Source organism: Sporosarcina sp. ZBG7A (assembly GCF_000813425.1).
Taxonomy (GTDB): Bacteria; Bacillota; Bacilli; order Bacillales_A; family Planococcaceae; genus Sporosarcina.
This window is the reverse complement of sequence record NZ_JWIB01000041.1, coordinates 13,337-26,314: the sequence shown is the minus strand read 5'-3', so window position 1 is coordinate 26,314 and position 12,978 is coordinate 13,337. Positions and strand designations below refer to the sequence as shown.

The 12,978-nt window shown below is 42.5% G+C and carries 15 protein-coding genes; 2 read left to right on the top strand and 13 right to left on the bottom strand.

What is annotated here, in order from left to right:
• Positions 1-5: 5 nt before the first annotated feature.
• From RL70_RS14170 to rpsF, 4 genes are all read right to left on the bottom strand, one after another.
• Positions 6-980: a YybS family protein gene (locus tag RL70_RS14170; protein WP_039044057.1), complete on the bottom strand. Its 975-nt coding sequence runs from the start codon at positions 978-980 to the stop codon at positions 6-8.
• Positions 981-1,141: 161 nt separating this feature from the next.
• Positions 1,142-1,378, bottom strand: coding sequence for a 30S ribosomal protein S18 (gene rpsR / locus RL70_RS14165; RefSeq protein WP_025784263.1), 237 nt, complete (start codon positions 1,376-1,378; stop codon positions 1,142-1,144).
• 42 nt (positions 1,379-1,420) lie between these two features.
• A complete protein-coding gene (gene ssb / locus RL70_RS14160; protein ID WP_039044056.1) occupies positions 1,421-1,942 on the bottom strand; it encodes a single-stranded DNA-binding protein in 522 nt (173 codons plus the stop codon).
• Between the two features lie 45 nt (positions 1,943-1,987).
• Complete coding sequence (rpsF, locus tag RL70_RS14155; protein WP_025784265.1) at positions 1,988-2,275, bottom strand: 30S ribosomal protein S6; 288 nt, start codon at positions 2,273-2,275, stop codon at positions 1,988-1,990.
• A 180-nt stretch (positions 2,276-2,455) separates the two neighbouring features.
• Between rpsF and RL70_RS14150 the strand changes: the two genes are divergently transcribed.
• Positions 2,456-3,028, top strand: a complete 573-nt coding sequence (locus tag RL70_RS14150; protein ID WP_039044055.1) for a DUF3267 domain-containing protein — start codon at positions 2,456-2,458, stop codon at positions 3,026-3,028.
• Positions 3,029-3,140: 112 nt separating this feature from the next.
• Here RL70_RS14150 and ychF read toward each other — a convergent pair whose 3' ends face one another.
• Together ychF and RL70_RS14140 are read right to left on the bottom strand one after the other, a co-directional pair.
• Positions 3,141-4,241, bottom strand: coding sequence for a redox-regulated ATPase YchF (ychF, locus tag RL70_RS14145; RefSeq protein WP_039044054.1), 1,101 nt, complete (start codon positions 4,239-4,241; stop codon positions 3,141-3,143).
• Between the two features lie 92 nt (positions 4,242-4,333).
• Positions 4,334-4,537, bottom strand: a complete 204-nt coding sequence (locus RL70_RS14140; RefSeq protein ID WP_025784268.1) for a DUF951 domain-containing protein — start codon at positions 4,535-4,537, stop codon at positions 4,334-4,336.
• A 131-nt stretch (positions 4,538-4,668) separates the two neighbouring features.
• Here RL70_RS14140 and yyaC point away from each other — a divergent pair, with 131 nt between their 5' ends.
• Positions 4,669-5,310, top strand: a complete 642-nt coding sequence (gene yyaC / locus RL70_RS17615) for a spore protease YyaC (protein ID WP_082003431.1) — start codon at positions 4,669-4,671, stop codon at positions 5,308-5,310.
• On the opposite strand, the gene RL70_RS14135 is transcribed toward yyaC, so the two are convergent.
• From RL70_RS14135 to mnmE, 7 genes are all read right to left on the bottom strand, one after another.
• Positions 5,221-5,925, bottom strand: coding sequence for a DUF554 domain-containing protein (locus RL70_RS14135; RefSeq protein ID WP_039044053.1), 705 nt, complete (start codon positions 5,923-5,925; stop codon positions 5,221-5,223). The two genes, yyaC and RL70_RS14135, sit on opposite strands and share 90 nt — an antisense overlap.
• A gap of 63 nt (positions 5,926-5,988) precedes the next feature.
• Positions 5,989-6,831, bottom strand: coding sequence for a ParB/RepB/Spo0J family partition protein (locus tag RL70_RS14130; protein WP_039044052.1), 843 nt, complete (start codon positions 6,829-6,831; stop codon positions 5,989-5,991).
• Positions 6,824-7,585 carry a ParA family protein gene (locus tag RL70_RS14125; protein WP_039044051.1) on the bottom strand — a complete coding sequence of 254 codons (762 nt, stop codon included), beginning with the start codon at positions 7,583-7,585 and terminating at the stop codon, positions 6,824-6,826. Before RL70_RS14125 ends, RL70_RS14130 begins: the two co-directional genes overlap by 8 nt.
• A gap of 146 nt (positions 7,586-7,731) precedes the next feature.
• Entirely contained in the window at positions 7,732-8,595 is an 864-nt protein-coding gene (noc, locus tag RL70_RS14120) for a nucleoid occlusion protein (RefSeq protein WP_039044050.1), read from the bottom strand.
• A 216-nt stretch (positions 8,596-8,811) separates the two neighbouring features.
• Positions 8,812-9,528 (bottom strand): 16S rRNA (guanine(527)-N(7))-methyltransferase RsmG, encoded by a 717-nt coding sequence (gene rsmG, locus RL70_RS14115; RefSeq protein WP_039044049.1) that lies wholly within the window; start codon positions 9,526-9,528, stop codon positions 8,812-8,814.
• 55 nt (positions 9,529-9,583) lie between these two features.
• Positions 9,584-11,473, bottom strand: coding sequence for a tRNA uridine-5-carboxymethylaminomethyl(34) synthesis enzyme MnmG (gene mnmG / locus RL70_RS14110; protein ID WP_039044048.1), 1,890 nt, complete (start codon positions 11,471-11,473; stop codon positions 9,584-9,586).
• Between the two features lie 56 nt (positions 11,474-11,529).
• Complete coding sequence (mnmE, locus tag RL70_RS14105) at positions 11,530-12,915, bottom strand: tRNA uridine-5-carboxymethylaminomethyl(34) synthesis GTPase MnmE (RefSeq protein WP_039044047.1); 1,386 nt, start codon at positions 12,913-12,915, stop codon at positions 11,530-11,532.
• Positions 12,916-12,978: the final 63 nt, after the last annotated feature.

Below are 12,978 nucleotides of genomic sequence, written 5' to 3'. Positions count from 1 at the left end.
TCCTCCTAGTTCACCTTGTCTTTTCCTATCCAAGCCCGAATGTCAATGGCCGTGTCCAGTGTCCCAAGCAGTATCGTCATCGGATTCAGCATCACCGCGAACACTGTCGCAAGCACGGTGATGAAATCAGTTGACTTCCGTTCATGTAAAAAGTAGTAAATCAAGGAGAGCCCTTGTAGTAAAAATGTAAATCTCAAAATAACCATCGCGTTAATGTAAATCAGATAGCCTGTAGAAGTTGTATCGTTTCCAATTAGAAACGATGACAAGATAACAAGCGCATAAATGACGATTGTCATAAATGGTAATTTCATTTCTCTGAACGGTGGGAACTTCTGAACTTTCCCCCCTACTCGTCCTGCAGTATAAAAACTAGCAGCGACAAATAAATATCCAGTAAGCAGTGACCCTAACATAACCATAGCTGGTATCGTATATCCGTAGTAGGAAAAGGTATCCGCAATTATTTTTTCATAATCCTGTGGGAGTGCCCCGAAGTCTGACAAGTATTCTGTCATCTTTTGTTGTGCATCTTGGAACGTGTCCATCATGACGTCAATTGCATTGAACTCGAAAAGCAATACACCGCCTACATAAGTAACCACCATCGAAATGAGGACAGTCAAGCTAACGGCCATTACCGTATAAAACTTGGATTTTCCAGTCTGAACGGTCTCACCCATAACAAATCCAATTAGAACGAGGGTAATTGCTACAGGAATGGACAATACCCCACCTAATAATGAAGAAACTATAATAGCCGCTACAGCGACGAGTACACTTGCACTTCGATCATAGCGAAGTCGGTAAAGCAAAATAGGGAGCGGTATAAAAAACAGCGATACACTGCCAACTAGTGGTATATAAAGACTGACCGCAAACAATACTGCAAACAGTGCAATCATCATCGCTCCATATGTCAGTTTTCGTGCATTGTCTTGCATAATTTGGATTCCTCCGGTTCGTAGTACATCATCCATGTGAAAAGCTCTATAAGATTCATACAGATGTCCTCCTCTAATTGTATCACGATTAGAGTGTAGACACCAAAACCACACAGCTGTTCCCTGGAGTTTTACTGGGAATAAAAAAACCACCCTTCACCCCAGGAAAACCCAGGCTGACAAGGTGGCTTGTGTAATTATCTTTCTTCTGCTACGAATGGTAGAAGTGACATAATACGTGCGCGTTTGATAGCGGAAGTCAGCTTACGCTGATACTTCGCGCTTGTACCTGTAACGCGACGTGGCAAGATTTTTCCACGCTCAGAAATGAATTTCTTGAGCAAGTCTGCATCTTTGTAGTCAATGTGTGTAATGTTGTTAGACGTGAAATAACATACCTTACGACGTCTTTTTCCTCCACGACGTGGTGCCATAATCGTTTCTCCTCCTTTTTATCCGTATAAGTGAAATCCGGATCAGAACGGCAAATCATCGTCCGATACTTCAATCGGACCGCCACCTGATTGGAACGGATCCTCATCAGTACGTGTATAGTTTTGCTGGTTAGGCTGATAAGATGGCTGATTCTGTTGCTGATTCTGATTATACGGACGGTCAGACTGTTGGTTTCCGTACGCAGGTGCACCACCTTGTGAGCTAGGTCGGTCAGAGTTCGCATTACGTGGTTCCAAGAATTGAACGCTATCTGCCACAACTTCCGTCATGAAGACACGCTTGCCATCTTGTCCATCAAAATTACTCGTCTGAATACGCCCGTCTACACCAGCTAGACTACCTTTGCGTAAGAAATTCGCAGTATTTTCCGCCTGTTTTCTCCAAGCTACACAGTTAATGAAGTCCGCTTCACGATCGCCTGACTGGTTTGAGAACGGTCTGTTCACAGCCAGTGTAAAGCGAGTGACCGCGATTCCACTTTGTGTATATTTGAGTTCAGGATCTTTTGTCAATCGGCCGACCAATACGACACGGTTAATCATCAGAATTCAGCCTCCCTCATCGTTTTTTACGTTGTTTTTTATGGATTATGCGTCAAGACGAACAGCCATATGACGAAGGATTCCTTCGTTGATGTTCGCAAGACGTGTAAATTCGTTGATTGCTTCTGTACCTGCGTTAAGAGTTACCAATTGGTAGAAACCTTCACGCAAATCGTCGATTTCGTATGCAAGACGGCGCTTGCCCCACTCTTTCGACTCGATGATCTCCGCACCGTTCGAAGTCAAGACTCCGTCGAAACGTTCGATCAATGCTTTTTTCGCGTCGTCATCTAGACTTGGGCGAATGATGTACATAATTTCATACTTTCTCATCTGTAGTCACCTCCTTATGGACTTGGGCCCTGCTGCATGCAGCGGGCAAGGAGTAAGTAAATTTGTTTACTCACATCAATACATACTATCATAGGTTACATCGTAATTCAAGCGTTTCTCCTGTATAGTAAAGAAAAAGTTAGCCAGTATTAGTGATTAGTTAAAGAGAGAGGTGATTCAATGCTTGCGTCTAGTGAACCTGCACACATTGTTGACTTGGACCTACAAAGAGTTGCAAAAACAGGACTATGGGTTACCTTATGGACAACAGTTGGATTATTTGCACTCGATATCCTGATTCAACTCATTATCCAACCCGAGCTCGCGTTTTCTTTCTCTTTTTGGAAAATCCTTTTTGTAGTCATCGGATATATCGTGCTGATTGTAGTACATGAGTTGTTTCATTTACTAGGGTTTCGTATTTTTGCAGGCACTCCCTGGAGGAAGATGATTGTCGGAGTGAATTTGAAGCTAGGCATCGCTTACGCTACGACGGATGAATGGATGACCAACGCTGCCATTCGCAAGGCCTTGCTCCTACCCTTCTGGACAACTGGTGTTATTCCAGCCGCTGTCGGCTTGTACCTTTCTGATGGTGTGTGGCTCTTGCTCGGCGGCCTACTCATTGGGGGAGCAGTCGGAGATTTTGCGATGTACAAAGAACTTAAACAATTTCCAGATGAATGGCTCGTGAAAGACGATCCGGAACGTCCACGACTCTATTTGCATGAACCTGTTCGGTCTGTAGATTAAAGCGTTCAGTCCTTCTTTTTAAACAGAGTATAAAGATAGTATTCATTTTAATAAAAAAAGCCAGACATGGAGGATTTCGCGTCCTCACATACCTGGCTTTTTTCAATCCTACTTACACATTAAAACGGAATAGCATAACATCGCCATCTTTAACGATGTATTCTTTTCCTTCAAGACGTACTTTTCCAGCTTCTTTTGCAGCAGCCATTGAACCTGCTGCCATAAGATCGTCATATGCAACCGTTTCAGCACGGATGAACCCACGCTCAAAGTCCGTATGGATGACTCCAGCACACTGAGGTGCCTTCATGCCTTTACGGAATGTCCATGCACGAACTTCCTGCACGCCTGCCGTAAAGTACGTTGCCAATCCAAGCAACTGATATGCAGCACGAATCAGCTGATCAAGACCAGATTCTTCGATGCCGAGCTCGTCTAGGAACATTTGCTTCTCGTCATCTTCGAGCTCAGCCATCTCTTCTTCGATCTTCGCACAAACAACAATGACCTCTGCATTGTCTTTTTCCGCGAAGTCACGAACCGCTTGTACATACTCGTTGTTTGCAGCATCTGCAATTTCATCTTCCGAAACGTTTGCTACGTAGAGCATCGGTTTAATGGTCAACAAATGCATGCCTTTTACAACTGCTGTTTCTTCTGGCGTGAGTTCTACAGAACGAGCAGACTCCCCTGCTTCAAACGCATCTCTCAATTTCAGCAACACCGGTTCTTCGATCATTGCTTCTTTGTCTTTCTGCTTTGCCATTTTTGTAACGCGTTGAAGGCGCTTATCTACGCTCTCCATATCTGCGAGAACCAATTCTAGATTGATTACTTCAATGTCAGACAAAGGATCCACTTTACCACTTACGTGTGTAATATTGTCATCTGCGAAACAACGTACAACCTGACAGATTGCATCCGTTTCTCTGATGTGAGACAAAAACTTGTTTCCAAGTCCTTCCCCTTTGCTCGCTCCTTCTACAATCCCAGCAATATCTGTAAACTCAAAAGCAGTAGGTACTGTCTTTTTAGGTGTGACAAGTTCCGTTAGCTTTTGAAGACGCTCATCGGGTACTTCTACGATGCCGACGTTTGGATCAATTGTACAGAACGGATAGTTTGCAGCCTCCGCACCAGCTTTTGTAATTGCGTTGAACAACGTGGACTTTCCTACGTTCGGAAGTCCGACGATACCGGCTGTCAATGCCATAACTTTCCCAACCTTTCATCTATACCAATTTATTATGTTCGATTATTCAATGCAGCTCTTCCATTATAAGGAGAGAACGTCTTTCTGTCCATTCAGTTTTCAGTTTGTCCTTGCTGGATAACACGCTTCATTTTTTTAGTGAATTCGTTACGTGGAATCATAATACTATGGCCACACCCTAAGCATTTAATGCGGATGTCTGCGCCCATTCGAATGACTTTCCAAGAATTTGTTCCACATGGATGTTGTTTTTTCATCTCCACAACATCATTGATACCAAATTGCTTCGCTTCCAATCTATTCACTCCGATCATTCATTCTTATAATTTCGCTTGAGATTAGTTATTTACGTATAATCCAGCTTTGTTTTGAGTATACTGCAGGACACCACACATTCCTACTACTATTCCTAGACAGGAGCCTGATTATGCAAAAACTTGAACAAGCTGAATTGAACTCACGTATTCACTACAAAGAAACTGGAGCCGTTTGGAAATTGAGCACATTATTCCTAGAGAATATCCCTTTTACAACACGTGAAATCCTATTCCTATGTATTGGAACAGATCGTTCAACTGGTGATGCACTTGGTCCGCTCATTGGCTCGCTACTGACAGAAACTCGATCCTTTCCCTATCGTGTCCTCGGTACACTAGAAGAACCGCTTCATGCACTTAACATTGAACAAACAATAACTGAGCTCGCTTTTACTCATCCCGATGCATACCTGGTCGCCATTGACGCTTGCCTGGGTAAAAGTGATTCTGTGGGACATCTCCTTATACAAGATGGTCCATTGCAGCCAGGAAAAGCTGTTGGCAAAGAGCTCCCTTCCGTTGGTGACATTGCTATAAAAGGGGTCGTCAATATAGGTGGCTTTATGGAGCATTCCGTTCTTCAAAGCACACGGCTTCATCTATCTTATGAAATGGGACGAACCATCTCAAGAGCACTGCAACTTGCTCATGGTCGACTACAGTCAAAACGCGTATATGATACTTACAATCAAAGCCACTACCGGAATAGCGGGAATGAAATTGGCTACTCGGATCTTAGTCAAGCCGATTAAGTTAAGTCCAATTGCCAAAATCATAAGACCCCCTGTTGCCGTCATCTCAGATATGAAAAGCTCAAGAAGTTCGTCCGGAACAAAACGACTGATTTGCGTAGAAAATAATGTGATGAGTCCTTGATAAAGCAATACGGGTACTGCTGAAAAAACGACTCCGATCCCGAGGGTTGAACTGAGAATGATCGCTGTGAACCCATCGATTATCCCTTTCATCACCAACACATCGTGATCGTTTCGTAACCCGCTGTCAATGGCTCCTATTATCGACATAGACCCGATAACAAAAATCATTGTCGCTGTGATGAACCCTTGGGAAATGCCTTGTCCACTTTTTTGGGCAGGCATTTTTGATTCCAGCCATTTTCCTACCTGTTCCATCATTTTATCAACGTTAATCCATTCCCCAATTACAGAACCAATCACAATACTAATAATTACAATGAGCAATTGTGTACTTTCGAATGTCATTTGGATTCCTATTGCCATGACTGCTAGTGCAATTCCATACATAACCGTTTGTTTCATACGATCAGGAATATTTTTAAAAACCCTACCGATCAAAGCACCTGCGATAATTAGTGCTACGTTCACTAACGTACCGTAAAACACCACGTTAACCACTTCCCGACCATTAAAAAATAGTACCTATTCCGCTAGTGCGAAATAGGTACACGTTCAATCATTCAGCAAATCTAATATTCGTTCAAAATCTTCTTCAGAGAAAAATTCAATTTCAATTTTGCCCTTATTTTTTGTTTTCTTAATAGATACGTTTGTTCCAAAGTGTTCACGTAACGTCGTTTCCTGCTCAACGAGAAACAAATCTTTCTTTTCTTTCTTCTTATTTGTTTCACGTGAAACATGTTCATTCAGTTTTTGAACTAACGCTTCCAATTGACGAACATTTAAGCCCTCTTTCATCGTCTTTTCAGCGATAATATTAATCTGTTCTTTTTTACGCAAACCGAGTAGTGTACGACCATGTCCCATCGATAACTTCCCTTCCGTAATATCTTTACGGACTTTTTCAGGAAGTGCGAGTAATCGAATATGATTTGCGATATGCGGACGGCTTTTTCCTAAACGAAATGCAAGTTGTTCTTGGGTAAGCCCTAAACTATCCATTAAGTTTTGGTACGCTTCAGCTTCTTCAATCGGTGACAAATCTTCACGTTGAAGATTTTCCAAAATCGCAAGTTCCATTGACTCTGCATCTGTCAATTGACGAACGACTGCTGGAATTTCTCTAAGTCCCGCTAATTTCGCAGCACGGAACCGGCGCTCACCTACAACGATTTCATGTGCGGATCCGACTTTACGTAAAATAATGGGTTGCAAGACACCGTGTTCTTTAATGGAAGCACTGAGTTCTTGAATTGCAGCCTCATCAAAACGTTTTCTCGGTTGATACGGATTTACAGTAATACTTTTAAGATTGATTTGCTCCACTGATTCTGCTTTTACAAGCGACTCTCCTGGAAACAATGCATTAATACCCTTACCAAGACCTTTAGCCATTGTGAACCACTTCCTTTGCCAGCTCTAAGTAAACTTCCGCTCCACGTGACCGCGCATCATATAAAATGATCGGTTCACCATGACTCGGTGCCTCACTCAACCTTACATTCCGTGGAATAATTGTTTTATATACTTTGTCTTGGAAGTATTTCTTTACTTCGTCAATCACTTGAATTCCTAAATTTGTACGCGCATCAAACATCGTGAGTAACACACCATCAATGACAAGATTTTCGTTCAAATGCTTTTGTACAAGACGAATCGTACTGAGCAACTGACTTAATCCTTCCAGTGCGTAATACTCACATTGCACTGGGATGATAATAGAATCTGATGCAGTCAGAGCGTTAATCGTTAATAACCCTAGTGATGGTGGACAGTCAATAATGATGTAATCGTAATCTGCTTTGATTTCTTGAATGGCATGTTTCATGCGAACTTCCCTTGAAATCGTAGATACTAATTCAATTTCGGCCCCTGCCAAAGAAATCGTTGCGGGAATACAATCCAATTGAGGTACTTTCGTCGGCAAAATCACGTCTTTCATAGGAACATCATCTATTAAGATGTCATAAATACAATTTTGGACGTCGCCTTTGTTAATACCTACCCCACTTGTTGCATTCCCCTGTGGATCTGTATCAATTAACAATACTTTTTTTCCAATATGTGCAAGACAGGCGCTGAGGTTTACCGAGGTAGTTGTCTTGCCAACGCCGCCTTTTTGATTGGCTATTGCGATAATTCTTCCCAAACGAGCACCTGCTTTCTTCCTTACATGCTGTTCGATCCTTGCATATTTGTTCTATCTATCAGTTTACCAAAAAAGTGTTGTAAATGGTATGAATAACAGAGCAAAAACTCTTGCCATCTGAAAGCAAGAGTCATTTCACACTATTATCATTTTGATTTTGGGATTTTAACCGTAAATGTGTAATAGTCCTCCGAGTCTTCCTCTTCCGTAGTTAGGTCAATTCCACTCTTAGTTACCATCGTTAGCGACTGGCGAATCGTATTGACTGCAATGCGGACGTCTTTACTCACTGACTTCCTCCGTGGAGCTTTCTTTTTTTCTTTTGGCTCAGGAGGCGTTAATACTTCTTTGATTCTGGCTTCTAGTTGTTTTACGTTGAGACCATTTTCTATTGCTTCCTGAAACACTTGTTTCTGAAGTTCAGGATCTTTCAACGCAATGAGTGCTCGAGCATGACGTTCTGATAACTCTTTTGTCAAAATTGCTTGTTTAATTTCTTCTGGCAATTTTAGCAATCTCATTTTATTTGCAATAGTTGACTGACCTTTACCTAAACGTTGTGCCAAAGCTTCTTGAGTCAGAGCATGAAGCTCTAATAACTTTTCATAAGCATATGCTTCTTCAATTGCTGTAAGTTCTTCACGTTGTAAGTTTTCAATTAAAGCAATAGAAGCTGTTTCTTTATCGTCCAAGTTACGAACAATTGCAGGAACTTCTTCCCACCCGAGCTTTTTCATTGCCCGGTAACGTCGCTCCCCTGCGATGATTTCATATGCGTCTTCATCAGTCTGTCGTATGACGATTGGCTGGATGATCCCGTGCGTATGAATCGTACGAGCCAGTTCCTCGATTTTCTCTTCAGAGAAGATGGTGCGCGGTTGAAAACGATTTGGCTTAATACGATCTATTTGAATTTGTTCTACGGATTCATTCACCATAGGTTCCGCCTCTTCTAGCGGGGGGAGTTCTTTTTCTCCATTCCCAAAAAAACGTGAGAACGTATTTTTCATTCCAGACACCACCTTTATAAGACTATCCTCTGTTGTGAACACGAACAGTCGCTGCAGAGAGGATGATTTCCATCCATCATTCGTTCAATGTAATGCTTATTGAAACGTTTTGACGGCAGTCCACTTCATTGGAGATGGACTGAAAACCTATGTAAGAAAGAGAGCAATACAATCACTCTCCTTCTATATGGCCTACAATGTTCCACGTGAAACAGTTCAACAGATTGGAGTCTTATTTGGCATGCCCGGTTTTCGTGGATACTTTTTAGGCGTTTTTTTAACTTTTGAGAAAACAAACACAGTCCGCTCACTCTCTTCAAGTGGAAGAGAGAATGTATGTTTATCTTCTAACACAACGCCGAGAGTTTCAAGTGCTTTTTTTGCATCAACCATTTCGTCAGCTGCAGCAGCACCTTTCATCGCAATGAAACGTCCATCAACTTTAAGTGCGGGCACGCATAATTCAGCGAGGACACTTAGCCGTGCAACAGCTCGTGCAGTTACGATGTCAAACTGTTCTCGGTACACTGGATTTTGTCCGAAATCCTCAGCACGTGCATGGACGAATCGAACATTTTCCAATTCCAACTTATCTGCAAGTTCATTAAGGAAATTGATACGTTTATTTAATGAATCCACGATTGTTACGTGCAAATTCGGGAAGCAAATCTTTAACGGAATACTCGGAAAACCTGCACCTGCTCCTACGTCACAAAGTGTAAGCTCTTGCGTCAAATCCGTGAAAAATGCTGCTGAAATTGAATCATAAAAATGTTTAAGATAAACGGAAGGCGCATCAGTAATTGCCGTCAAGTTCATCTTTTCGTTCCATTCTACAAGCAGTTTAAAATACAGATTAAACTGAGAGATTTGCTGATCATTAAGGGTTATTCCCTTTTCCTGCAGCGCTTCAATAAATTGTTCTTCGTTCACTGAAATCCACCTTTCAAAAAAGCTAATACGGACTTCATATCCGTATTAGCTGGGGTTAGCCGGATATTTTAGCGATTTTACCTTGTTCAATGTAGACAAGAAGGATGGAAATGTCTGCTGGATTCACTCCTGAAGTTCGGGAAGCTTGTGCAATTGATAACGGACGTACATCACTTAAATTCGCTCTTGCTTCTTTTGCAAGACCTGAAATTGCATGATAATCAATGCCATCTGGAATCTTTTTGTTCTCCATCTTCTTCATACGATTTACTTGTTGCATCGCTTTTTCAATGTATCCTTCGTACTTAATAGAAATCTCAACTTGCTCCGCTACGTCTGGTGTACACGCCGTTTCCGGGGGAACAACCTTACTAATTTCATCGTATTTCATCTCCGGACGCTTCAACAGATCTGCGGCTTTCATTGGCTCACGAAGTGCTGTTCCACCTGCCGCTTCAATGATTGCCTGAACAGCTTCTTCAGGCTTCACAGATACTTTGCGTAACCGCTCAATTTCTTCTTCAATTTGTTGTTTTTTTACTACAAATTTCGCATACCGCTCATCAGAAATCATACCTAGTGTATGGCCAATTTCAGTGAGACGTAAATCCGCATTGTCATGACGCAACAATAGGCGGTATTCTGCGCGGGAAGTGAGTAGACGATAAGGCTCGCTCGTTCCTTTTGTTACAAGGTCATCGATTAGGACTCCAATGTAAGCATCAGCTCGTCCAAGAACCACTTCTTCTTTTCCGAGAACACGACTTGCAGCATTGATACCTGCCATGATGCCCTGTGCAGCGGCTTCTTCATAACCGGATGTTCCGTTTAGTTGGCCCGCAGTATACAAATTCTTGATTTTTTTCGTCTCCAGTGTTGGCCATAGCTGTGTCGGTACGATAGCATCATATTCGATTGCATAGCCTGCACGTAGCATTTGAGCCTTCTCTAACCCTGGGACACTTTCAATCATTTTACGTTGTACGTGCTCAGGTAAACTTGTAGACAATCCTTGAACGTACATTTCACGTGTATTCCGGCCTTCAGGCTCAAGGAAAATTTGATGCCTTGATTTGTCAGCAAAGCGAACAATCTTGTCCTCAATTGATGGACAATAACTTGGGCCTTTGCCTTTGATGACACCTGAATACATTGGTGATAAGTGAAGATTATCGTTAATAAGCTGATGCGTTAACGGTGATGTATATGTTAACCAGCAAGGCAGCTGATCTGTTATGAATTCAGTCGTTTCGAAACTGAATGCACGTGGTGTATCATCGCCCGGTTGAATTTCAGTTTTGCTATAATCGACCGTATTACTATTCACACGTGGAGGTGTTCCGGTCTTAAATCTGACTGTATCGAAACCTAGGTCACGGAGGCTATCTGCTAATTTGATAGAAGGCATCTGGTTGTTTGGACCACTTGAATATTTCAAGTCCCCGATGATGACTTCTCCGCGTAAAAACGTCCCTGTTGTAATAATGACTGTTTTCGCTCGATAGATGGCTCCGATTTGCGTGAGCACACCTTTTACTTCACCGTCTTCCACAATCAGTTCTTCAACGACACCTTGATGAAGAGATAAATGTTCTTCGTCTTCAAGCATGCGCTTCATTTCTTGTTGATAAAGGACTTTGTCTGCTTGCGCTCGAAGTGCACGAACTGCAGGTCCTTTTCCTGTATTCAACATCCTCATTTGGATGTGTGTTTTGTCGATTACTTTACCCATCGCTCCGCCTAATGCATCGATCTCTCGGACAACAATCCCTTTTGCAGGACCTCCAAGTGATGGATTACATGGCATGAAGGCAATCATATCCAGGTTCATGGTAAGTACGAGTGTGCTCGCTCCCATTTTTGCTGATGCATATGCTGCTTCTACGCCTGCATGACCGGCGCCGATTACGATAACATCGAACGTGCCTGCTTCAAATTGTGGCATGCTCGTTCATCCTTCCTGTATATGAATCACATGGCTGTAGCCACGCGTTCAATTGTTTATTTCCCGAGGCAAAACTGAGAGAATAGCTGGTTGATGAGGCTGTCTTGAACGGTATCTCCAACAATTTCACCGAGCAGTTCCCACGTCCGTGTAATATCAATTTGGATCATATCGATAGGAACGCGCGCTTCTGCTGCTTGAATAGCGTCTTCAATAGACGTTTTCGCTTGATGCAACAATGCAATATGGCGCTCGTTTGAAACATACGTCGGATCCTCTGCTTCGATTCCACCACCAAAAAATAGACCTGCAATCGTTTCTTCCAGCTCATCTACGCCTTCGTCTTGAAGGATAGATGTAGTAATGACGTGCTTTTGACCTGCCAATTGGTTGACGGTCTCTATATCGATTTGCTGAGGTAGGTCCGTCTTGTTAACAACAATAATTGCATCCATAGGACGAATCGTTTCAAGTAACCGTTCGTCTTCAGGAGACAATGCTTCAGAACCATTCAACAGCAAGATTACGAGATCTGCTTCTTTTAGTACTTGTCGAGAGCGTTCTACACCAATCCGTTCCACTAAATCTTCCGTTTCACGAATACCCGCTGTATCGACCAATTTTAATGGTACGCCTTTAACGTTCACGTACTCTTCAATAATATCACGAGTTGTCCCCGCTATGTCAGTTACAATTGCTTTATTTTCCTGGACAAGGCTGTTAAGTAAGGAAGATTTCCCTACGTTCGGACGTCCAATAATAACTGTCGAAAGCCCTTCGCGAAGAATTCTACCTTGAGAAGAAGTTGAGAGAAGCCTAATAATTTCACTTCGCACCCACTCCCCTTTCTCAATCATGAGCGGAATCGTCATTTCTTCTACGTCATCATACTCTGGATAATCGATATTCACTTCGACTTGTGCAAGTGTCTCAAGAAGTGCCTGACGTAACTCGCCAATCAGACGAGATAATTTTCCGTCCATCTGATTCAACGCAACATTCATAGCCCGATCAGTTTTTGCTCGTATTAAATCCATTACAGCTTCTGACTGAGACAAGTCAATCCGCCCATTTAAAAAGGCACGCTTCGTAAACTCACCTGGTTCAGCTAAACGTGCACCATATTGGAGTACCAGTCGAAGTACTCGATTCACGGACACCAATCCACCGTGACAATTCAATTCGATTACGTCTTCACGCGTGAACGTTTTCGGCGCTTTCATGAGAGAGACCATTATCTCTTCCACGGTTTCGTCAGTCGAGGGATCCACCAAATGACCATAATGAATCGTGTGGGACGATGAATCTACTAAACGCTTCCCAGACGGAGAACGAAACAATCTATCCGCAATTTCAACAGCTTCATCTCCGCTGATTCGGACTATCGCAATTGCTCCTTCTCCCATCGGCGTCGAAATTGCCGCTATTGTATCAAATTGCACGCTGACTCACCTTCCTATTTCTCGTTATCCACATGTGTACAACCATTTTTCAGGCGTAACTAT

Excerpts from the sequence above, each read along its gene's own strand:
- rpsR (WP_025784263.1), bottom strand. The coding sequence starts at position 1,378 with ATGGCACCACGTCGTGGAGGAAAAAGACGTCGTAAGGTATGTTATTTC.
- ssb (WP_039044056.1), bottom strand. The coding sequence starts at position 1,942 with ATGATTAACCGTGTCGTATTGGTCGGCCGATTGACAAAAGATCCTGAA.
- yyaC (WP_082003431.1), top strand. The coding sequence starts at position 4,669 with ATGCAAAAACTTGAACAAGCTGAATTGAACTCACGTATTCACTACAAA.
- noc (WP_039044050.1), bottom strand. The coding sequence starts at position 8,595 with ATGAAAAATACGTTCTCACGTTTTTTTGGGAATGGAGAAAAAGAACTC.
- RL70_RS14170 (WP_039044057.1), bottom strand. The coding sequence starts at position 980 with ATGGATGATGTACTACGAACCGGAGGAATCCAAATTATGCAAGACAAT.
- RL70_RS14130 (WP_039044052.1), bottom strand. The coding sequence starts at position 6,831 with ATGGCTAAAGGTCTTGGTAAGGGTATTAATGCATTGTTTCCAGGAGAG.
- RL70_RS14150 (WP_039044055.1), top strand. The coding sequence starts at position 2,456 with ATGCTTGCGTCTAGTGAACCTGCACACATTGTTGACTTGGACCTACAA.
- mnmG (WP_039044048.1), bottom strand. The coding sequence starts at position 11,473 with ATGCCACAATTTGAAGCAGGCACGTTCGATGTTATCGTAATCGGCGCC.
- rpsF (WP_025784265.1), bottom strand. The coding sequence starts at position 2,275 with ATGAGAAAGTATGAAATTATGTACATCATTCGCCCAAGTCTAGATGAC.
- ychF (WP_039044054.1), bottom strand. The coding sequence starts at position 4,241 with ATGGCATTGACAGCCGGTATCGTCGGACTTCCGAACGTAGGAAAGTCC.